Genomic DNA, 19,157 nt, shown 5'->3' on the forward strand with positions numbered 1-19,157 from the left:
GAGACGTCATGTTCAAGCGAAACACCTTAGGCCTCGGTGGTGCCGCCCTGTGCGGCACCCTGCTGGTCAGCGGCTGTGCCAATCACATGTCACAACGCAGCGAGCACGAGGAACGTGTCGAGCGCAAACTGCTCGATCACAGCCTGCAGATCGATGTCGGCGAGCCCAAGGTGCTTGAGCTGCCGCAACGGCGCGTGAAGATCAACGAACAAAAGACTTTCGAAGTCACCGAGTTCGAAGTCACGCGCCATTACGACCGTTACACGCCTTACCAGCCGTGGCGGGAGATCTACGAGATCCCGCTGGGCGCGGTGGCGGTGGTCGGCGGTATCGGCGCGAACGTGGTCAACGTGTTTGCCCTCGGCAATCTGCCCGACAGCGTGACACGGGACTGGCTCAGCTACGGTTTCGCCGGGCTCAACCCGTTCATGAACGTGCAATCCAATGGTCGCGCGCAGCAGAACCTGGCCGGCATCGATGAAGTCCAGCGCGACAAGCGCACGGAATATTCGAGCCTGCCTTGGAGCGAGCGTCCGGTTCAGGTCAAGGCTGGTAAACAGACCTTCGACATGACCACCGATCGCAACGGCGTGCTGCGCCTGAACCTGCTGGACAGCCCGTTCGCCGAAAACGACCTCAATCATGTGGGCAAACTGCAGATCAGCGTCGAAGACGGCAAAGATGACGTGCATTCCGATTCGTCCCTGGCGATCAGCACTCACCTGCGCGGCAAGCTGCTGGAGGCTCACGGGCTGATCTACGACGATCTGGAAGACGACGAAGTGAGCCAGTGGGTGCACCGGGTCAAGCGTCTGTCGGAACTGGGTCTGGAAGAAGAAGCCAGTGAGCTGGAACAAAGCCTGATCGAACTGACCCGCAACGATCCCGAGTTGCAAGCTGAATTCCTCAAGTCCCTGACCCGGGATGCGGGGCGTCTGGTGGCGGATCCGGGGCCGAACTGAATCCCCTGAAAAATTGCCCGAACCTGCTTCGGGCATTTTTTTGTCCGCTTATCGCTCAAACAACTCCATCTGCTCAAAACCGCCGCGCAAATCTTCGAGCCGCACACCCACCCCCAACAACCGCACCGGCTTACCACCGCGATTGAACGCCTGGGTCAGCATCAACTGGTAACTGCCCAGATCCCGCCCTGCCCCGGCCTGCTCAAGCGTGGTCTGGGTGAAATCGTGAAACTTCACTTTGACGAACGGCTTGCCCGGCCGGTAGCTGCTGTCGATCCGCGCCATGCGGGTTTTCAGGGTTTCCAGTAGTTCCGGAAGCTTGTCGAGGCAGCTGCGCAGATCCGGCAGATCGACATCGTAGGTGTTTTCGACGCTGATCGACTGACGACGACTGTCGTTGTGCACCAACCGCTCATCGATCCCACGGGCCAGACTCCACAAGCGCTCGCCGAAACTGCCGAATTCCCGCACCAGCGCCAGCTTGTCCCACTCGCGCAATTGCAGGCAGTCATTGATACCCAGCTTGCCCAGCTTGTCGGCCGTGACCTTGCCCACCCCGTGCAACTTGCTCACCGGCAGGCCACTGACGAATTCTTCGACCTGATCCGGGGTGATCACGAACAAGCCGTTGGGTTTTCTCCAGTCGCTGGCGATCTTGGCCAGAAACTTGTTCGGCGCCACGCCGGCGGAGACAGTGATGTGCAACTGATTGGAAACCCGACGACGAATATCCTGGGCGATCCGCGTGGCGCTGCCGCCGAAATGCGCGCTGTCCGAGACGTCGAGGTAGGCCTCGTCCAAGGAAAGAGGCTCGATCAGGTCGGTGTAATCGCTGAAGATCGTATGAATTTCCTTCGACGCCTCGCGATAGGCGTCCATTCGCGGCTTGACGATAGTCAGGTCCGGGCACAGCTTCAGGGCGTGTCCGGACGACATCGCCGAGCGAACCCCGTAAGCCCGCGCCTCATAGTTGCAGGTGGCGATCACTCCGCGCCTGTCTGCCGAGCCACCCACCGCCAACGGCTTGCCAGCGAGGCTCGGGTCATCCCGCATCTCGATGGCGGCGTAGAAACAGTCACAGTCGACGTGGATGATTTTTCGCTGAGTCATGACAGAAAAGGAAACATGGCGAGCCGGACCGGCAGTATCTCACTGACACCTGTATATAGCACCAGTGGTAAGAATGTTCTTTTCAGTTTGTAGGAAACGGATTTTGAATTTATTTTCTCAATCGAAAGCCAACCTCCAATAGAGCTGAAACCCTTGCCCTGCCTGACCTGCAGCCCTTGAAAAGACCGTCCGTCAGCGCTAACCGATTGAAGCTGAAGAGGTTTTATCCGAATTGAAGGTTGACACCCCGGCGATCCTCTGTAGAATGCCGCCACACAGACGCGGGATGGAGCAGTCTGGTAGCTCGTCGGGCTCATAACCCGAAGGTCGTCGGTTCAAATCCGGCTCCCGCAACCAAACATCAAAAAAGGCCAATCGAAAGATTGGCCTTTTTTGTGCGCGTCTGTTTTTCGGATCCAGACTTAAACCCGGAAATCGTTCCGATTCCGAAACTTAGCGCTTGCCCTGCGACCGTTTGCCGCGCTTTCGCACTTATTTGACCCTTCTCGGGATTATCGGTTGACACCCCGCCGTTCGCCTGTAGAATGCCGCCACACAGACGCGGGATGGAGCAGTCTGGTAGCTCGTCGGGCTCATAACCCGAAGGTCGTCGGTTCAAATCCGGCTCCCGCAACCAAACATCAAAAAAGGCTACTCGAAAGAGTGGCCTTTTTTGTATCTGTGGAAAAAGTCCTTTCGCAACAATGATCTGTCACTGTGCAGTGAACCGTTCAGGATCTTCAGACCCACCGAGTTGCGACTATGCTTCAAGTCGCGGGCAAGGCGTCTGCAATCCAGGAGCTGCCCTCGCCGATACCCGGTGAGAGGCGTAGTATTTTGTGATTATTTTTTTCTACAGGGATTGGTAACTTGGCTGGATACCTCCATCCTGTCGCGCACAATCCAAGAGGTGATTGATGCGCGCCAACTCGTCTGATTCACAAGACACCATCACAGCGAACCCACCGATCAAGCCTGAGCGTCTGCGCCTGCTGGATCGGATCAGCAAATACCGGCAACCGATCGGTCTGGCGGTCACTTTGCTGCTGTTCGCCATCGCGCTGATTGCCTGTCGCCATCTGCTCAGCGAACTCGATCTCGACGCCCTGCACGACTCGATACTCGACGTGCCGAAACCGGCCCTGCTCGGTGCCCTCGGTGCGACGGTCGTCGGCTTCATTATCCTGCTCGGCTATGAATGGTCGGCCAGTCGATATGCCCGCGTGACGCTGGCGCCGAAAGTGCTGGCACTGGGCGGTTTCACCGCGTTTGCCATCGGCAACGCCATCGGCCTGTCGATGCTGTCCGGTGGCTCGGTGCGTTACCGTTTATATGCACGACATGGCCTGGGCGCTTCCGAAGTCGCGCACATGACCCTGTTCGCCAGCCTGTCGCTGGGCTGCGCCCTGCCGCCGCTGGCTGCGCTTGCGACCCTGAGCAACCTGCCCGCCGCGTCACAGGCCCTGGGGCTGTCCGAGACCTTGTTGGGCACGATTGCCGGCGTGGTGCTGCTGCTCGGCGCGATCCTGGCCATCGGCATCTATCGCCGTCGCCTGCCGGAACAACCCTATCCGGACAACCTGTTGGTCCGGGCCGGTCGCCGCACCCTGCGCCTGCCGGGTCGCCGCCTGACCTTCCTGCAACTGGTCATCACCGCCCTCGACGTCGCCGCTGCTGCGACCGTCCTTTATCTGCTGCTGCCGGAAGCGCCACCCTTCGGTGCATTCCTGCTGGTTTATCTGCTGGCGCTGGCGGCCGGCGTGCTCAGTCACGTTCCGGGTGGCGTGGGCGTCTTTGAAGCAATTCTGCTGGCCGCGTTCGCCGACAAGCTCGGCGCCGCGCCACTGGCTGCTGCCCTGCTCCTGTATCGCCTGATCTATGTGGTGCTGCCGTTGCTGGTGGCCTGCGTGCTGCTGCTGATCAATGAAGGCCAGCGCCTGTTTCAGTCGCAGACCATGCGTGCGGCTTCCGGTCTGGCGGCACCGATTCTCGCGGTGCTGGTGTTCCTGTCCGGCGTGGTGCTGCTGTTTTCCGGGGCGACGCCAGAGATCGACACCCGTCTTGAACACATCGGTTTTCTGATTCCCCACCGTCTGGTCGATGCTTCGCACTTTGGCGCCAGCCTGATCGGCGTGCTGTGCCTGATGCTCGCTCAAGGCCTGCGTCGCCGGTTGTCGGCGGCGTGGATGCTGACCACCATTCTGTTGCTGGTGGGCGCCCTGCTCTCGCTGCTCAAGGGTTTCGACTGGGAAGAAGCGACCCTGATGACCCTCACCGCCGCGCTGCTGGGGGTGTTCCGCCGTTCGTTCTACCGCCCGAGCCGCCTCACCGAACTGCCGTTCTCGCCGCTGTATCTGGTGGCCAGCCTGTGCGTACTCGGTGCCTCGACCTGGCTTTTGCTGTTCGCTTATCAGGACGTTCCTTACAGCCATCAACTGTGGTGGCAGTTCACTCTCGACGCCGACGCCCCGCGCGGCCTGCGCTCGCTGCTCGGCGCCGCTGTGTTGCTGCTGGTGATCGCTCTGACCTGGCTGCTGCGCACCGCCCGCCCGGTGATTCACCTGCCGACACCGGACGAACTGGAACGCGCCTCGAAAATTCTGATGGCTTCCTCGCAACCGGACGGCGGCCTGGCCCTGACCGGTGACAAGGCGCTGCTGTTTCATCCCAACGACGAAGCCTTCCTGATGTACGCCCGTCGCGGCCGCAGTCTGGTGGCCCTGTACGACCCGATCGGCCCCGGCCAGCAACGGGCCGAGATGATCTGGCAGTTCCGCGACCTGTGCGACATCCATCACGCCCGCCCGGTGTTCTATCAGGTGCGCGCCGAGAACCTGCCGTACTACATGGACATCGGCCTGACCGCGATCAAGCTGGGCGAGGAAGCCCGGGTCGATCTGCATCGCTTTGACCTGGAAGCCAAGGGCAAGGAGATGAAGGACCTGCGCTACACCTGGAACCGTGGCACCCGCGACGGCCTGTCGCTGGAAATCCATGAGCCGGGCCAGGCGCCGATGGATGAGCTCAAGGTGATTTCCGACGCCTGGCTGACCGGCAAGAACGTGCGCGAGAAAGGCTTCTCCCTCGGCCGCTTCAGCGACGATTACCTGAAGCATTTCCGCATCGCGGTGATTCGCTTCGAAGGGCGTCCGGTGGCGTTCGCCAACCTGCTCGAGACCTACAGCCATGACCTGGCCAGTCTCGACCTGATGCGCGCGCACCCGGACGCCCCCAAACTGACCATGGAATTCATGATGGTCGGTCTGATTCAACACTATAAGAGTCACGGATACGCGCGCTTCAGCCTGGGCATGGTGCCGCTGTCGGGGTTGCAACCCCGGCGCGGGGCACCGCTGACCCAGCGTCTGGGTTCGATGGTTTTCCGCCGTGGTGAGCAGCTGTACAACTTCCAAGGCTTGCGCCGCTTCAAAGACAAGTTCCAGCCTGACTGGGAACCCCGTTATATGGCAGTGCCCGCCGGACTCGATCCGCTGGTGGCACTGGCCGATACTGCTGCCCTGATCGCGGGCGGCTTGACTGGATTGGTGAAACGCTGATGATTCAACGCTCCCTGAAGTACATCCTGGTCGCACTGCTGGTGCTGGCCGCGATTGCCGGTGGCGGTTTCTGGTACCTCAAACGCCCGGCACCGGAACCGACCCTCGAACAGCTCACTCCGGCCGATGGCGCTGCCATGACCCGGGTCATCCCCGGTACCAAGCCCAAGGCGCAGGTGCTGGTGGCGGTCAACGACGACCAGAAACTCAGCGACAAGCAACTGAGCACTCTGAGCCGCAGCGCTTCGGCGCAGATCGTTCAGGTGATCCTGCCCAAGGACTGCCTGCTGCAAAGCCGCGCCCTGCAGGCCGGCCTGCGCGAACTGAACGGCCCAGCGACCCTGGTCAGCGGCATCGGCCCCGGCGCCGTCCTGGCGTGGCGCTGGCTGTCCGAGCAGAAAGACGACAAGGCACAGGCCGTCTCCGTCGACCTGGCCCTGGAAAAACCCGGCTGCACTCACCTGCTGCCGAAAGCCGCCGCCCACGGCCACTGGCTGGTGGCGTGGAACGACAACCCGGACGACACCAGCGCCGGTTTCGTGCGCGATCAACCGAACGCCGAGACCAGCATCAGCGACTACGACATCAACCTGCCGCAAGTGCTGAACAACGAACTGCGCAAGATCCTCGTCGGCGGCGACAAGGCCAACGGCGGCCTGCAGATCCCGGTGGTGGAAGTCCCTGCCGGCCAGGCCAAGGACACCGTGACCCTGTTCCTGTCCGGTGACGGCGGCTGGCGCGATCTGGACCGCGACGTGGCCGGTGAAATGGCCAAGATCGGCTACCCGGTGGTCGGCATCGACACCCTGCGCTACTACTGGCAGCACAAGAGCCCGGAACAGAGCGCCCTGGACCTGACCGAACTGATGCAGCACTACCGCCAGAAATGGGGCACCAAGCGCTTCATCCTGACCGGCTACTCGTTCGGCGCCGACGTCCTGCCGGCCATCTACAACCGCCTGCCGGAAACCGAGCAGCAGCGCGTCGACGCAATCATTCTGCTGGCCTTCGCCCGCACCGGCAGCTTCGAAATCGAAGTCGAAGGCTGGCTCGGCAACGCCGGCAAAGAAGCCGCCACCGGCCCGGAAATGGCCAAGCTGCCACCGGCCAAGGTCGTGTGCATCTACGGTGAAGAAGAAACCGATGAAAGCGGTTGCACCGACAAGACGGCGGTGGGCGAAGCGGTGAAGCTACCTGGCGGCCACCACTTCGACGAGAACTACCCGGCGCTGGCCAAGCGTCTGGTGGATCTGATCGAGAAGCGCCAGAACTCGGCGCAGGTGGCGGAGGAGTGATCTGAAGCGCCCCCAAAAAAGCCCCCGCAACTTCGCAGTTGCGGGGGCTTTTTCGTTTTGGCAAACACCCGAGATCCTTGTGGGAGCCGGGCTTGCCCGCGATGGCGATGGGTCAGGCAGCTGATTTGTAAACTGATACACCGCATTCGCGGGCAAGCCCGCTCCCACAGGGATCTCCACTGGATTCTGATAAGTGCACAAACACAAAAAAGCCCCCGCCAGCCACAAGGCTGACGGGGGCTTTTTGATGACGCCGGTTTACATCTCCACCTGCGTCCCCAACTCAATCACCCGGTTCAGCGGCAGATTGAAGAACCGCAGGTTCCCGTTGGCATTCTTCAACATGAACGCAAACAGCGCTTCACGCCAACGGGCCATGCCTTCGAGCTTCGAGGCGATAACCGTTTCGCGGCTGAGGAAGTAGGTGGTGCGCATCGGGCTGAAGTCCAGATCATCCAGGTGGCACAGTTTCAGCGCCTGCGGGACGTCCGGTTCGTCGGTGAAGCCGAAGTGCAGGATCACCCGGAAGAAGCCTTCGCCGTGGGCTTCGACTTCGAAGCGCCGGGATGGCGGGACGCGCGGGATGTCTTCGTAGACCACGGTCAGCAGCACCACTTGTTCGTGCAGCACCTGGTTGTGCAGCAGGTTGTGCAACAGCGCGTGCGGCACCGCGTCGGAACGGGCGGTGAGGAACACGGCGGTGCCCTGCACGCGGTGTGGAGGCTGCACGCGGATGCTGCTGATAAAGATCGGCAGCGGCAGCGCGCCTTCGTCGAGGCGCTCGACCAGCAGTTGCTTGCCGCGCTTCCAGGTGGTCATCAGCACGAACAGCGCGATACCGGCGATCACCGGGAAGGCGCCGCCCTGGACGATTTTCGGCACATTGGCGGCGAAGTACAGGCCGTCCACCAACAGGAAGCCGATCAGCACCGGCACCGCCAGAATCGGTGGCCATTTCCACAGCAGCAGCATCACGGCCGACACCAGAATCGTGGTCATCAACATCGTGCCGGTCACCGCCACGCCGTAGGCCGAAGCCAGGGCGCCGGAGGACTCGAAGCCGATCACCAGCAACACGACGCCGACCATCAGCGACCAGTTCACCGCACCGATGTAGATCTGGCCCTGCTCGTCGCTGGAGGTGTGCTGGATGTACATGCGCGGGATGTAACCGAGCTGGATCGCCTGACGGGTCAGGGAGAACGCGCCGGAAATCACCGCCTGGGACGCGATCACCGTGGCCAGGGTCGACAGACCGACCAGCGGAATCAACGCCCAGCTCGGGGCCAGCAGGTAGAACGGGTTGCGCGCGGCGTCCGGGTTCTCCAGCAGCAAGGCGCCCTGACCGAAGTAGTTGAGCACCAGCGCCGGCAGCACCAGCAGGAACCACGCACGGGCAATCGGCTTGCGGCCGAAGTGGCCCATGTCGGCGTACAGCGCTTCGGCACCGGTCAGCGCCAGCACCACGGCGCCGAGGATCGCCACGCCCATGCCCGTATGAACCATGAAAAAGCGCACGGCCCAGACCGGGTTCATCGCGTGCAGCACTTCCGGGTAATGGCTGATGCCGTAGACGCCGAGGGCACCGAGCACCAGGAACCAGGTGACCATGATCGGCCCGAACAGAATGCCGATCCGCGCCGTGCCGTGTTTCTGGATCAGAAACAGACCCACCAGCACCACCAGTGACAGCGGCACCACCCAGTGGTCGATGCCGTCAAAAGCCAGGCCCAGACCTTCGATGGCCGAGAGTACGGAAATCGCCGGGGTGATCATGCTGTCGCCATAGAACAGCGCTGCGCCGATCAGCCCGCAGACCACCAGCAGCGTGCGCAACCGCTTGCGCCCCGCCGCCGCCCGACGGGCCAGCGCGGTGAGCGCCATGATCCCGCCTTCGCCCTGGTTGTCGGCGCGCAGCACGAACATCATGTACTTGATTGAAACGACCCAGATCAGCGACCAGAAAATCAGCGACAGAATGCCGAGCACCCCGTCGTGATTGACAGGCACGCCATAAGCGCCGGAAAACACTTCTTTGAGGGTGTACAACGGGCTCGTGCCGATGTCGCCGTAAACTACCCCGACCGCCGCGACCAGCATGCTCAGCGGCTTGGTGGCCGAACCTTCGGCGCCCGCCGCGTGACTACTTGCCTGACCCATCCAACACTCCTGATTCCCAGACTGGCTTCTTATATGAAGCACTATGCTTTGTGTGCAGCATGCGCGTTTTTACGCCCTGTAACAGACGTTTTCTTGACTGTAAAAATTCAGTAAAGCGCAACGGCGCGAAGCATAGCGCAGCACTCGTCGTATTTCCCTGTATAAAGCTGGTCAAGTGCGCTGCTCGTCGCTAGAATTGCGCACTTTTTGATCAGAGGCGCAGTTCAAGCGCCCATCCGTCGGTTACCGAACCAGGCAAGCGACGTCACAAAACACCGAGGTTAGACATGTCCACCACTCCTGCGCCGGCCAATCCAAAGGTTGGCTTCGTTTCTCTGGGTTGCCCGAAAGCACTGGTCGACTCCGAGCGCATCCTGACCCAGCTGCGCATGGAAGGCTATGACGTGGTGTCCACCTATCAGGACGCCGACGTGGTCGTGGTCAACACCTGCGGCTTCATCGACTCGGCCAAGGCCGAATCGCTGGAAGTCATCGGCGAAGCGATCAAGGAAAACGGCAAGGTCATCGTGACCGGCTGCATGGGCGTCGAAGAAGGCAATATCCGTGACGTGCACCCGAGCGTGCTGGCCGTCACCGGTCCGCAGCAGTACGAGCAAGTGGTCAACGCGGTGCACGAAGTCGTGCCGCCGAAGCAGGATCACAACCCGCTGATCGACCTGGTGCCGCCGCAAGGCATCAAGCTGACCCCGCGCCACTACGCGTACCTGAAGATTTCCGAAGGCTGCAACCACAGCTGCAGCTTCTGCATCATCCCGTCGATGCGCGGCAAACTGGTCAGCCGTCCGGTCGGCGACGTGCTCGACGAAGCCCAGCGTCTGGTCAAATCCGGCGTGAAGGAACTGCTGGTGATTTCCCAGGACACCAGCGCCTATGGCGTTGACGTCAAATACCGCACCGGTTTCTGGAACGGCGCGCCGGTGAAAACCCGCATGACCGAACTGTGCGAAGCGCTGAGCACCCTCGGCGTCTGGGTCCGTCTGCACTACGTTTACCCGTACCCGCACGTCGACGAGCTGATCCCGCTGATGGCCGCCGGCAAGATCCTGCCGTACCTGGACATCCCGTTCCAGCACGCCAGCCCGAAAGTCCTCAAGTCGATGAAACGCCCGGCGTTCGAAGACAAGACCCTGGCGCGGATCAAGAACTGGCGCGAGATCTGCCCGGACCTGATCATCCGTTCGACCTTCATCGTCGGCTTCCCCGGCGAAACCGAAGAAGACTTCCAGTACCTGCTGGACTGGCTGACCGAAGCCCAGCTCGACCGCGTCGGCTGCTTCCAGTATTCGCCGGTCGAAGGCGCTCCAGCCAACGATCTGGATCTGGAAGTGGTTCCGGACGACGTCAAGCAAGACCGCTGGGAACGCTTCATGGCGCACCAGCAGGCCATCAGTTCGGCGCGCCTGCAACTGCGCATCGGCCGTGAAATCGAAGTACTGGTGGACGAAGTCGACGAGCAGGGCGCGGTCGGCCGCTGCTTCTTCGATGCCCCGGAAATCGACGGCAATGTGTTCATCGACAACGGCAGCAACCTGAAGCCAGGCGACAAGGTCTGGTGCAAGGTGACCGACGCCGACGAATACGACCTCTGGGCCGAACAGATCTAAGCGCGAAAAATACAGAAAGCCCCGCTCTCTTTTACGAGATGCGGGGCTTTTTTACGGCTATCGTTTGGGGTGGGAAGGACTCCCTCATCCATGACAAAGAGGCTATCGGGCATGCGTCACCACTCGGTCATCCACACGCCGAAACTCAGCGATTATCAGGAACTGACCCGGGTCTGGGAGGCCTCGGTTCGCGCGACCCACGATTTCCTGCCGGAATCCTACATCGAGCTGCTGAAGAATCTGGTGCTGACCCGCTACCTCGATGCGGTGATGCTGATCTGCACCCGCGACAGCCACCAGCGCATCACCGGGTTTGCCGGGGTCGCGGCGGGCAAGATCGAAATGCTGTTCATCGACCCGGCCCATCGCGGCCAGGGCCTTGGCAAGAAACTGTTGAAGTACGCGATGGAACACCTGAACGCCGACGAATTGGACGTCAACGAACAGAACCCCCAGGCGCTGGGGTTTTACTTCAAGCAAGGGTTCGAGGTGATCGGCCGCTCGGAGGTCGATGGCATGGGCCAGCCGTATCCGTTGTTGCATATGCGTCTGAAACAACCGGAGCAGCGCGCGGTACGCGGCTAAAAGCCACACGGCGCAAATGCAATCGGGCTTAACCGGCCCCAGGCAGGTACAATGCCCACCCCTTTTTTGTTACGGCCCCTGTCATGACTGACCCGATTCGCCTCTCCAAACGCCTCATCGAGCTGGTCGGTTGCTCCCGCCGGGAGGCCGAGCTGTTCATCGAGGGCGGCTGGGTCACCGTGGACGGCGAAGTCATCGACGAGCCGCAGTTCAAGGTCGGCGACCAGAAAGTCGAGCTCGACAAGGATGCCAAGGCCACCGCGCCGGAGCCGGTGACTATCCTGCTCAACGTGCCGGCGGGCATGGATGTCGACAGCGCCATGCAGTCGCTGAACGCCGAAACCCTCAGCGAAGAACACCGCTACGGCAAGCGTCCGCTGCGCGGGCACTTCCTGCGCCTGACCGCCAGCGCCGACCTGCAACCCAAGGCCAGCGGCCTGCTGGTGTTCACCCAGGACTGGAAGGTGCTGCGCAAGCTCACCGCCGACGCGGCCAAGATCGAGCAGGAATACGTGGTCGAAGTCGAAGGCGACATGGTTGCCCACGGCCTCAATCGCCTGCAGCACGGCCTCACCCACAAGGGCAAGGAGCTGCCGCCGGTCAAGGCCAGTTGGCAGAACGAAAACCGCCTGCGCTTCGCCATGAAGAACCCGCAGCCGGGGATCATCGCCCAGTTCTGCGAAGCGGTCGGCCTGAAGGTCATCGGCATACGCCGGATCCGCATCGGCGGCGTGTCCATCGGCAAGGTGCCGGTCGGCCAATGGCGCTACCTGTCCGGCAAAGAGAAATTCTAAGGCTCGCAAGCCACCCTACATTTCCGGCATCGCGCCCGCGCAATGCCCACAGCGAACAATCAGGATTGCACACATGGTTCACAACGACGTTCTGCGCAGCGTGCGCTACATGCTCGACATCAGCGACAAGAAAGTGGTCGAGATCATCAAACTCGGCGGCCTGGACGTCACGCTGGCTGATGTCGTGACGTACCTCGACAAGAAAGAAGAAGACGAAGAAGGTTTCGTGCGCTGCCCGGACGAAGTCATCGCGCACTTCCTCGACGGTCTGGTGATCTTCAAGCGCGGCAAGGACGAAAGCCGTCCGCCGCTGCCGATCGAACTCCCGGTGACCAACAACATCATCCTGAAAAAGCTGCGCGTGGCCTTCGAACTGAAGGAAGACGACATGCACGCGATCCTCAAGGCTGCCGAGTTCCCGGTGTCCAAGCCTGAGCTGAGCGCGCTGTTCCGCAAGGTCGGCCACACCAACTACCGCCCGTGCGGCGATCAGTTGCTGCGCAATTTCCTCAAGGGCCTGACCCTGCGCGTTCGCGGTTGACCCATTCGATCACGGCGACTTCGGTCGCCGTTTTCATGCATGCCCTTCCATTCCTTCCAAAAATAGTGGCTCCGCTTTTTGCGGCCGGCGACTAGGGTGTACTGAACCCTAGCCCTCAGGATTCGCCATGCACCCGTATTTCTCCCTGCAAGGCCGCACCGCCCTGGTGACCGGCGGCACCCGTGGTATCGGCAAAATGATCGCCAAGGCCTATGTCGAGGCCGGCGCCCGCGTGTACGTCTGCTCCCGTGACGCGGAAGCCTGTCATCAAACCGCTGAAGAACTCAGTGCTCTGGGCACTTGTCTGGGCATCGCAGCGAATCTGGCGACGGAAGAAGGCGTGAAAGAGCTGGCCGCGCGACTGGGCGAACAGATCACTCATCTGGACATTCTGGTGAACAACGCCGGCACGACGTGGGGCGCGCCGCTGGAGAGCTACCCGGTCAAGGGCTGGGAAAAGGTCATGCAACTCAACGTGACGTCGGTGTTCAGCTGCATCCAGCAGTTTCTGCCGTTGTTGCGTAAATCCGGGTCGGCGGCCAATCCGGCGCGGATCATCAACATCGGTTCGGTGGCGGGGATTTCTTCCTTCGGCGAACAGGCCTACGCCTACGGGCCGAGCAAGGCCGCCCTGCATCAACTGTCACGGATTCTCGCCCGGGAACTGGTGAGCCAGCACATCAACGTCAACGTCATCGCACCGGGGCGCTTCCCGAGCAAGATGACCCAGCACATCGGCAGCGACCAGCAGGCGCTGGCCGATGACACCGCGCTGATCCCGATGAAACGCTGGGGCCGCGAGGAAGAGATGGCGGCGCTGGCGATCAGCCTGGCGAGTACCGCCGGGGCGTACATGACCGGGAATATCATTCCGCTGGATGGCGGGTTCAGTCTTTAGATCGGCGACGCGGCCGGACGGGTTATCATGCCCGCCCTGCTCCGCTTCGAATGCAAACCATGACTTACAGCGTCTCCCCCATCGGCTTCGTCCGCTCCTGCTTCAAGGAGAAGTTCGCCATCCCGCGCCAGCCGCAACTGGCCCCCGCCGCCCGTGGCGTGCTGGAGCTGGTGGCGCCGTTCGATCAGGGCGATGCGGTGCAGGGGCTGGAGCAGGTCAGTCATGTCTGGCTGCTGTTCCTGTTCCATCAGGCGCTGGAAGACAAGCCGCGCCTCAAGGTCCGCCCTCCGCGCCTCGGTGGCAACAAATCCATGGGCGTGTTCGCCACCCGCGCCACGCACCGGCCGAACGGCATCGGTCAGTCGGTGGTGAAGCTGGACAAGGTCGAGGCCAATCGCCTGCTCATCTCCGGTATCGACCTGCTGGACGGCACGCCGATTCTCGACATCAAACCCTACGTGCCCTACGCCGACATCATCACTGACGCTTCCAACAGCATCGCCAGTGCCGCGCCGCACCTGATCGACGTGCAGTGGACGGACGCGGCGCTGCAACAGGCGCAGACGCACGCTCAGCGCCTGGCCGAGCCGCTGGTCGAGCTGATCGAGCAATGCCTGGCCCAGGATCCGCGCCCGGCGTATCAGACGCCAATGCCAGAGCGCGAATACGGCGCGCAGTTCTGGGATCTGGATGTGCGCTGGCATTACCCGACGCCCGAACAGATCCGCGTCCTGGAAGTCATCCCCGCCGCTGACTGAACCCCGAAAACGAAAATGCCCGCGCTGCCTTCTCAGGCAACGCGGGCTTTTCTATCGGCATCGTCGGGATTATTTCTCGACGAATGCGCGCTCGATCAGGTAGTCACCCGGCTCGCGCATCCGCGCCGAGATCTTCAGGCCGAAGCTGTCGAGCACTTCGCTGGTCTCGTCGAGCATGCTCGGGCTGCCGCAGATCATCGCGCGGTCGTCCTGCGGGTTGATCGGTGGCAGGCCGATGTCGCTGAACAGCTTGCCGCTGCGCATCAGGTCGGTCAGGCGACCCTGATTCTCGAACGGTTCGCGAGTCACGGTCGGGTAGTAGATCAGCTTGTCACGCAGCGCTTCGCCGAAGAACTCGTTTTGCGGCAGGTGCTCGGTGATGAACTCGCGGTAGGCGACTTCGTTGACGTAACGAACACCGTGAACCAGGATCACTTTCTCGAAGCGCTCGTAGGTTTCCGGGTCCTGGATCACGCTCATGAACGGCGCCAGACCGGTGCCGGTACTCAGCAGGTACAGGTGCTTGCCCGGGTTCAGGTCGTCCAGCACCAGGGTGCCGGTCGGTTTTTTCGAGATGATGATCTCGTCGCCTTCCTTCAGGTGCTGCAACTGGGAGGTCAGCGGACCGTCCGGCACCTTGATGCTGAAGAACTCGAGATGCTCTTCCCAGTTCGGGCTGGCGATCGAGTAAGCGCGCATAAGCGGGCGGCCGTTTGGCTGTTGCAGGCCGATCATCACGAACTGACCGTTCTCGAAGCGCAGGCCCGGATCGCGGGTGCACTTGAAGCTGAACAGAGTGTCGTTCCAGTGATGAACACTGAGGACACGCTCGTGGTTCATGTTGCTCATGTACGTGGGACTCCTGGAGATTGATCTGCGCCTGCCCGGCTCTTGTTGAAGAATGCCGACGGTGCGCAATTGCATCGCATTCTAATAGCGCCGACAATATCTGTTAACTGGATTATTAAGATAAGGGTTATCGGTTATATCGATATGCGATTTACTCTTCGTCAACTGCAAGTCTTCGTCGCCGTCGCCCAACAGGAGAGCGTGTCCCGCGCAGCGGGTCTGCTCAACCTGTCGCAATCGGCCGCCAGCACTTCCATCACCGAACTGGAGCGCCAGTCCAGCTGCCAGCTGTTCGATCGCGCCGGCAAACGCCTGAGCCTCAACGCCCTCGGCAAACAGTTGCTGCCGCAAGCGGTGGCCCTGCTCGATCAGGCCAAGGAAATCGAAGACCTGCTCAACGGCAAATCCGGTTTCGGCTCGCTGTCAGTGGGCGCAACCCTGACCATCGGCAATTACCTGGCGACGCTGCTGATCGGCGGTTTCATGCAGCGCCACCCGGAAAGCCAGGTGAAGCTGCATGTGCAGAACACTGCCAATATCGTGCAACAGGTTGCTCATTACGAAATTGATCTGGGTCTAATCGAAGGCGATTGCAGCCATCCGGACATCGAAGTGCAGAGTTGGGTCGAGGATGAACTGGTGGTGTTCTGCGCCCCACAGCATCCGTTGGCCAAGCGCGGCAGCGCGACCATGGAAGAGTTGACGCACGAAGCGTGGATTTTGCGGGAGCAGGGTTCGGGGACGCGCCTGACCTTCGATCAGGCGATGCGGCATCACCGCAGCGCGCTGAACATCCGGCTGGAGCTGGAACACACCGAAGCGATCAAGCGCGCCGTGGAATCAGGCCTGGGAATTGGCTGCATCTCGCGTCTTGCGCTGCGTGACGCCTTCCGGCGCGGCAGCCTGGTACCGGTGGAGACGCCGGATCTGGATCTGGCGCGGCAGTTCTATTTCATCTGGCACAAGCAAAAGTACCAGACCTCTGCCATGCGCGAATTCCTCGACCTGTGCCGCGCTTTCACCGCCGGGGTGCAGCGCAGCGACGAGATCGTTCTGCCGAGCATCGCTTAAAGCAGAATCACCGCCCACACCAGGGCGATCATGCTCAGTGCCACGAATTGCGCGGCACTGCCCATGTCCTTGGCGTTCTTGGACAGCGGATGCAACTCCAGCGAGATGCGGTCGATGGCCGCCTCCACCGCCGAATTCAACAGCTCGACGATCAGCGCCAGCAGGCACACGGCAATCAGCAGCGCCTGCTCGACCCGGCTGACATTGAGGAAAAACGTCAGTGGAATCAGCACCACGTTGAGCAACACCAGTTGGCGGAAAGCCGCTTCGCCGGTGAAGGCGGCGCGCAAGCCGTCCAGCGAATATCCGGAAGCGTTGAGGATGCGTTTCAGGCCCGTCTGGCCCTTGAAAGGTGACATAAAGTAGATAACCGACCGAAAGGAAGTGGGGAAGCTAGATCAACGAAAGTCAAAAAAGCGTGAAGACGCCAGCGCTTACTGGCTCGGAATTGACTCAAGTTGTTGCAGCAGTAAAGCGGCCTGGGTCCGGGTTCGCACGTTCAACTTGCGAAAAATCGCCGTGACGTGGGCCTTGATGGTCGCTTCGGACACGCTCAGCTCGTAGGCGATCTGCTTGTTCAACAAGCCTTCGCAGACCATGGTCAACACCCGGAACTGCTGTGGCGTCAGGCTGGCGAGGCCATCGCTGGCAGCCTTGGCTTCATCCGAAACGCTGACCGCTTCGAACGCCTGGGGTGGCCAGAACACGTCCCCGTCCAACACTTTACGCACCGCTTCCTGAATCACGCTCAGGTCGCTGGACTTGGGAATGAAACCACTGGCACCGAATTCCCGGGACTTGACCATCACCGAGGCTTCTTCCTGGGCCGAAACCATCACCACCGGAATCTGCGGGTATTGACCGCGCAGCATCACCAGCCCGGAAAATCCGAAAGCGCCCGGCATGTTCAGGTCCAGCAGCACCAGATCCCAGTCAGCCTTTTCGGTCAGGCGGGTTTCCAGCTCGGCGATGCTCGCCACCTCCACCATTCGTACGTCCGGGCCAAGGCCCATCGTCACCGCTTGATGCAGTGCGCTACGAAAAAGAGGGTGATCATCGGCAATCAGGATGTCGTATGTGGCCATTTTTCAAATGATCCTGTTTTTGATGGCCGGCCCGCGCATTCGGGTCGTGCCAAAGCAAATCCAGATACCGCCCGGCAGCGGCATCCACAGGGGCACGTTCAACGCCAATCACGAACAAAAACGGCGTTTCAAACCTTGGCCGCACCCCAATCGGCGCCAAGCATGACCAGCGAAGCCGGGGTGGTCAAGCCGCACGGCCACTGCTTTAGCAGTATGGGCCAGGATCAGGCCGGTGCTGGCGCCGCGTTTCGGATATAGGGCAGCAATTCGGCATGGGCCGGCGTCGACACATTGACGTCCAGTTGCTGCTTGGCCCCCAGATAATGCTGGCTGAACACATCGAAATAGGCATCCAGCGCCGATGCGGCGTCAGAATCGCCGGCCAGTTCCAGGCACAGCGCCGCCACTTCGGCGGTGCACAGGTGCTCGCTGCGGGTCGAGCGGCGCAGGCGATAGCGCGACAGCTTGTCGGGCAACAGGCTCAGAATCGGCAAACGGTCGAAATACGGGCTCTTGCGGAAAATCTTCCGGGCTTCGGTCCAGGTCGCGTCCAGCAGGATGAACAGCGGACGCTTGCTGCTATCGAGATCCACGGTGTTGGTCACCCGCGAAGGTTCGACGTACTCGCCGGGGAACACCAGATACGGCTGCCATTGCGGGTCGTTCAGCAGCGCCAGCAGTTGCTCGTCGGGCTCGGTCCGCGACCAGATAAAGGCATGGTTGTCGCGCACGATGTCGGCGATCAACCAGCCGGTGTTGCTGGGTTTGAACACTTCCTTGCCGGTCATGATCAGGCAAACGCCCGAACGCGCATCGACCGTCGGCCGCCAGGCACACAGGCAATGGCTGATGATCACCCGGCAATCGCGGCAACGCGGGGAGCGAAAGCCCCGGGCCTGGATCGGCTTGATGCCCTCGTCCTCGCGCTGATCGCGCAGGCGGGCCACGGCGTTGGGGGCATGATTCATCGCAGACGGCACCGGCAGGCAGGGAAACTCGACACGAACGACACTCAGCAGGGCAATAAAGGCCGGCAGTTTACCAGAGCGACGGGCACAAGCCTGTACCCTCCCGACCGGCTCCCCTATAATTCGCCGCCACTGAACGCACAGTCACGTGGCTGGTCGAACCACCAGTCACTGAACCAGGAGAGTTTCATGCTGCGCCTTATCGTTCCCACCGCTGCCATTCTGCTGGCCTCGTCCTTCAGCGCTCAGGCTGCATCCCTGAGTGAGCAGAATCTGAACCGAGAGCTGCGCAATGTCGCCGCACAAAGCAGCGTCGGCACGCCACGGGCGATCAACGAAGACATTCTTGATCAGGGCTACACCGTCGAAGGCACCACGCTGGTCAATCACCTTAGCGTGCAAAAGAGCCACGCCGACAAAATGCGCGCCGATCCCAAAGCCGTGTATTTCCAGCTGGGCGCTTCGGTCTGCAACAACCCGTCGTACCGCAAGCTGATGGCCAAGGGCGCGATCATGCGTTACGACTTCACCGAAGTGAAAACCAACAAGGCGATCGGCTCCGCCAGCTACCAGGAATCGGATTGCCCGAAAGCGGCTCCAGCGAAGAAGAAGTAATCATCTCGACGTGGCGCGCCGCTGTTCATCCTCGGCGCGCAGTTCGGCCAGCAAGGCCTGCAAGTAACGCGAGCGGCGCTCCCCTCCCGCCAGGCGTCGGCAGCACTCCTCTTCGAGACTCACATGATTGGTCTCGGCTGATGCTTTCAACAATCGATACAGCTGCGCATCGATCTCCAGAATGACTCTGGTCATGTGTCCCGCCTCCTTGCCACCCGCAAATCCTTGAATAGCGTGCACCTTGCGTACGGTCGTTGACGCAAAGTTGTCGTACGGCGCCTTTA

19 protein-coding genes and 2 tRNA genes are annotated in these 19,157 nt (G+C 61.4%); 14 read left to right on the plus strand and 7 right to left on the minus strand.

The window, feature by feature from the left end:
* The first annotated feature begins 8 nt into the window (after nt 1-8).
* Complete coding sequence (locus tag JKA62_RS06055) at nt 9-962, plus strand: hypothetical protein (RefSeq protein ID WP_011332758.1); 954 nt, start codon at nt 9-11, stop codon at nt 960-962.
* 48 nt (nt 963-1,010) lie between these two features.
* On the opposite strand, the gene dinB is transcribed toward JKA62_RS06055, so the two are convergent.
* Entirely contained in the window at nt 1,011-2,072 is a 1,062-nt protein-coding gene (dinB, locus tag JKA62_RS06060) for a DNA polymerase IV (protein WP_011332757.1), read from the minus strand.
* 280 nt (nt 2,073-2,352) lie between these two features.
* On the opposite strand from dinB, the gene JKA62_RS06065 reads away from it, so the two are divergent.
* From JKA62_RS06065 to JKA62_RS06080, 4 genes are all read left to right on the plus strand, one after another.
* A tRNA-Met gene (locus JKA62_RS06065) sits at nt 2,353-2,429 on the plus strand.
* A gap of 203 nt (nt 2,430-2,632) precedes the next feature.
* Nucleotides 2,633-2,709, plus strand: a tRNA-Met gene (locus tag JKA62_RS06070).
* A gap of 280 nt (nt 2,710-2,989) precedes the next feature.
* Nucleotides 2,990-5,629, plus strand: coding sequence for a bifunctional lysylphosphatidylglycerol flippase/synthetase MprF (mprF, locus tag JKA62_RS06075; protein WP_011332756.1), 2,640 nt, complete (start codon nt 2,990-2,992; stop codon nt 5,627-5,629).
* On the plus strand, nt 5,629-6,924 hold the full coding sequence (locus tag JKA62_RS06080; protein ID WP_011332755.1) for a virulence factor family protein: 1,296 nt from the start codon (nt 5,629-5,631) through the stop codon (nt 6,922-6,924). Before mprF ends, JKA62_RS06080 begins: the two co-directional genes overlap by 1 nt.
* A gap of 258 nt (nt 6,925-7,182) precedes the next feature.
* Here the strand turns inward: JKA62_RS06080 and JKA62_RS06085 are convergent, their stop codons facing one another.
* A complete protein-coding gene (locus JKA62_RS06085) occupies nt 7,183-9,024 on the minus strand; it encodes a potassium transporter Kup (RefSeq protein WP_373423134.1) in 1,842 nt (613 codons plus the stop codon).
* 347 nt (nt 9,025-9,371) lie between these two features.
* Here JKA62_RS06085 and rimO point away from each other — a divergent pair, with 347 nt between their 5' ends.
* The 6 genes from rimO to tsaA all read left to right on the plus strand — a co-directional run bounded on the left by rimO (nt 9,372) and on the right by tsaA (nt 14,285).
* On the plus strand, nt 9,372-10,709 hold the full coding sequence (rimO, locus tag JKA62_RS06090; RefSeq protein WP_011332753.1) for a 30S ribosomal protein S12 methylthiotransferase RimO: 1,338 nt from the start codon (nt 9,372-9,374) through the stop codon (nt 10,707-10,709).
* Nucleotides 10,710-10,820: 111 nt separating this feature from the next.
* A complete protein-coding gene (locus JKA62_RS06095) occupies nt 10,821-11,294 on the plus strand; it encodes a GNAT family N-acetyltransferase (RefSeq protein ID WP_041475157.1) in 474 nt (157 codons plus the stop codon).
* An 83-nt stretch (nt 11,295-11,377) separates the two neighbouring features.
* On the plus strand, nt 11,378-12,088 hold the full coding sequence (locus JKA62_RS06100) for an rRNA pseudouridine synthase (RefSeq protein ID WP_011332751.1): 711 nt from the start codon (nt 11,378-11,380) through the stop codon (nt 12,086-12,088).
* Between the two features lie 73 nt (nt 12,089-12,161).
* Nucleotides 12,162-12,629 (plus strand): DUF1456 family protein, encoded by a 468-nt coding sequence (locus tag JKA62_RS06105; protein WP_007954948.1) that lies wholly within the window; start codon nt 12,162-12,164, stop codon nt 12,627-12,629.
* Nucleotides 12,630-12,756: 127 nt separating this feature from the next.
* Nucleotides 12,757-13,527, plus strand: coding sequence for an SDR family oxidoreductase (locus JKA62_RS06110; protein WP_011332750.1), 771 nt, complete (start codon nt 12,757-12,759; stop codon nt 13,525-13,527).
* A 59-nt stretch (nt 13,528-13,586) separates the two neighbouring features.
* On the plus strand, nt 13,587-14,285 hold the full coding sequence (tsaA, locus tag JKA62_RS06115) for a tRNA (N6-threonylcarbamoyladenosine(37)-N6)-methyltransferase TrmO (protein WP_181457885.1): 699 nt from the start codon (nt 13,587-13,589) through the stop codon (nt 14,283-14,285).
* A 69-nt stretch (nt 14,286-14,354) separates the two neighbouring features.
* On the opposite strand, the gene fpr is transcribed toward tsaA, so the two are convergent.
* Complete coding sequence (gene fpr, locus JKA62_RS06120; protein ID WP_003222277.1) at nt 14,355-15,134, minus strand: ferredoxin-NADP reductase; 780 nt, start codon at nt 15,132-15,134, stop codon at nt 14,355-14,357.
* Nucleotides 15,135-15,278: 144 nt separating this feature from the next.
* On the opposite strand from fpr, the gene JKA62_RS06125 reads away from it, so the two are divergent.
* Nucleotides 15,279-16,205 carry a LysR family transcriptional regulator gene (locus JKA62_RS06125; RefSeq protein WP_011332748.1) on the plus strand — a complete coding sequence of 309 codons (927 nt, stop codon included), beginning with the start codon at nt 15,279-15,281 and terminating at the stop codon, nt 16,203-16,205.
* On the opposite strand, the gene JKA62_RS06130 is transcribed toward JKA62_RS06125, so the two are convergent.
* Both JKA62_RS06130 and erdR read right to left on the minus strand, forming a co-directional pair.
* Complete coding sequence (locus JKA62_RS06130) at nt 16,202-16,564, minus strand: diacylglycerol kinase (RefSeq protein ID WP_003222276.1); 363 nt, start codon at nt 16,562-16,564, stop codon at nt 16,202-16,204. The two genes, JKA62_RS06125 and JKA62_RS06130, sit on opposite strands and share 4 nt — an antisense overlap.
* Before the next feature lie 75 nt (nt 16,565-16,639).
* Nucleotides 16,640-17,290: a response regulator transcription factor ErdR gene (gene erdR / locus JKA62_RS06135; protein ID WP_007954938.1), complete on the minus strand. Its 651-nt coding sequence runs from the start codon at nt 17,288-17,290 to the stop codon at nt 16,640-16,642.
* Between erdR and JKA62_RS06140 the strand changes: the two genes are divergently transcribed.
* Nucleotides 17,283-17,456, plus strand: a complete 174-nt coding sequence (locus JKA62_RS06140) for a hypothetical protein (RefSeq protein WP_181457886.1) — start codon at nt 17,283-17,285, stop codon at nt 17,454-17,456. The genes erdR and JKA62_RS06140 overlap by 8 nt on opposite strands.
* A gap of 58 nt (nt 17,457-17,514) precedes the next feature.
* On the opposite strand, the gene JKA62_RS06145 is transcribed toward JKA62_RS06140, so the two are convergent.
* Nucleotides 17,515-18,258 carry a tRNA-uridine aminocarboxypropyltransferase gene (locus JKA62_RS06145; RefSeq protein ID WP_011332747.1) on the minus strand — a complete coding sequence of 248 codons (744 nt, stop codon included), beginning with the start codon at nt 18,256-18,258 and terminating at the stop codon, nt 17,515-17,517.
* Nucleotides 18,259-18,447: 189 nt separating this feature from the next.
* Between JKA62_RS06145 and JKA62_RS06150 the strand changes: the two genes are divergently transcribed.
* Entirely contained in the window at nt 18,448-18,873 is a 426-nt protein-coding gene (locus JKA62_RS06150) for a PA3611 family quorum-sensing-regulated virulence factor (protein ID WP_011332746.1), read from the plus strand.
* Here JKA62_RS06150 and JKA62_RS06155 read toward each other — a convergent pair whose 3' ends face one another.
* The gene (locus tag JKA62_RS06155; protein WP_011332745.1) at nt 18,874-19,068 is read right to left on the minus strand and encodes a hypothetical protein; all 195 of its coding nucleotides are present in this window, start codon (nt 19,066-19,068) and stop codon (nt 18,874-18,876) included. It abuts the gene before it with no gap.
* Between the last annotated feature and the right edge of the window lie 89 nt (nt 19,069-19,157).

Source organism: Pseudomonas sp. B7, from assembly GCF_016735645.1.
Lineage (GTDB): Bacteria > Pseudomonadota > Gammaproteobacteria > Pseudomonadales > Pseudomonadaceae > Aquipseudomonas > Aquipseudomonas glycinae.

What these genes read in the sequence shown, in the direction of transcription:
- JKA62_RS06145 (WP_011332747.1), bottom strand. Translation starts at nt 18,258, where the DNA reads ATGAATCATGCCCCCAACGCCGTGGCCCGCCTGCGCGATCAGCGCGAG.
- rimO (WP_011332753.1), top strand. Translation starts at nt 9,372, where the DNA reads ATGTCCACCACTCCTGCGCCGGCCAATCCAAAGGTTGGCTTCGTTTCT.
- JKA62_RS06130 (WP_003222276.1), bottom strand. Translation starts at nt 16,564, where the DNA reads ATGTCACCTTTCAAGGGCCAGACGGGCCTGAAACGCATCCTCAACGCT.
- JKA62_RS06080 (WP_011332755.1), top strand. Translation starts at nt 5,629, where the DNA reads ATGATTCAACGCTCCCTGAAGTACATCCTGGTCGCACTGCTGGTGCTG.
- JKA62_RS06095 (WP_041475157.1), top strand. Translation starts at nt 10,821, where the DNA reads ATGCGTCACCACTCGGTCATCCACACGCCGAAACTCAGCGATTATCAG.
- JKA62_RS06055 (WP_011332758.1), top strand. Translation starts at nt 9, where the DNA reads ATGTTCAAGCGAAACACCTTAGGCCTCGGTGGTGCCGCCCTGTGCGGC.
- mprF (WP_011332756.1), top strand. Translation starts at nt 2,990, where the DNA reads ATGCGCGCCAACTCGTCTGATTCACAAGACACCATCACAGCGAACCCA.
- erdR (WP_007954938.1), bottom strand. Translation starts at nt 17,290, where the DNA reads ATGGCCACATACGACATCCTGATTGCCGATGATCACCCTCTTTTTCGT.
- JKA62_RS06150 (WP_011332746.1), top strand. Translation starts at nt 18,448, where the DNA reads ATGCTGCGCCTTATCGTTCCCACCGCTGCCATTCTGCTGGCCTCGTCC.
- JKA62_RS06125 (WP_011332748.1), top strand. Translation starts at nt 15,279, where the DNA reads ATGCGATTTACTCTTCGTCAACTGCAAGTCTTCGTCGCCGTCGCCCAA.
- JKA62_RS06155 (WP_011332745.1), bottom strand. Translation starts at nt 19,068, where the DNA reads ATGACCAGAGTCATTCTGGAGATCGATGCGCAGCTGTATCGATTGTTG.
- JKA62_RS06110 (WP_011332750.1), top strand. Translation starts at nt 12,757, where the DNA reads ATGCACCCGTATTTCTCCCTGCAAGGCCGCACCGCCCTGGTGACCGGC.
- fpr (WP_003222277.1), bottom strand. Translation starts at nt 15,134, where the DNA reads ATGAGCAACATGAACCACGAGCGTGTCCTCAGTGTTCATCACTGGAAC.
- JKA62_RS06085 (WP_373423134.1), bottom strand. Translation starts at nt 9,024, where the DNA reads ATGCTGGTCGCGGCGGTCGGGGTAGTTTACGGCGACATCGGCACGAGC.
- tsaA (WP_181457885.1), top strand. Translation starts at nt 13,587, where the DNA reads ATGACTTACAGCGTCTCCCCCATCGGCTTCGTCCGCTCCTGCTTCAAG.
- dinB (WP_011332757.1), bottom strand. Translation starts at nt 2,072, where the DNA reads ATGACTCAGCGAAAAATCATCCACGTCGACTGTGACTGTTTCTACGCC.
- JKA62_RS06105 (WP_007954948.1), top strand. Translation starts at nt 12,162, where the DNA reads ATGGTTCACAACGACGTTCTGCGCAGCGTGCGCTACATGCTCGACATC.
- JKA62_RS06100 (WP_011332751.1), top strand. Translation starts at nt 11,378, where the DNA reads ATGACTGACCCGATTCGCCTCTCCAAACGCCTCATCGAGCTGGTCGGT.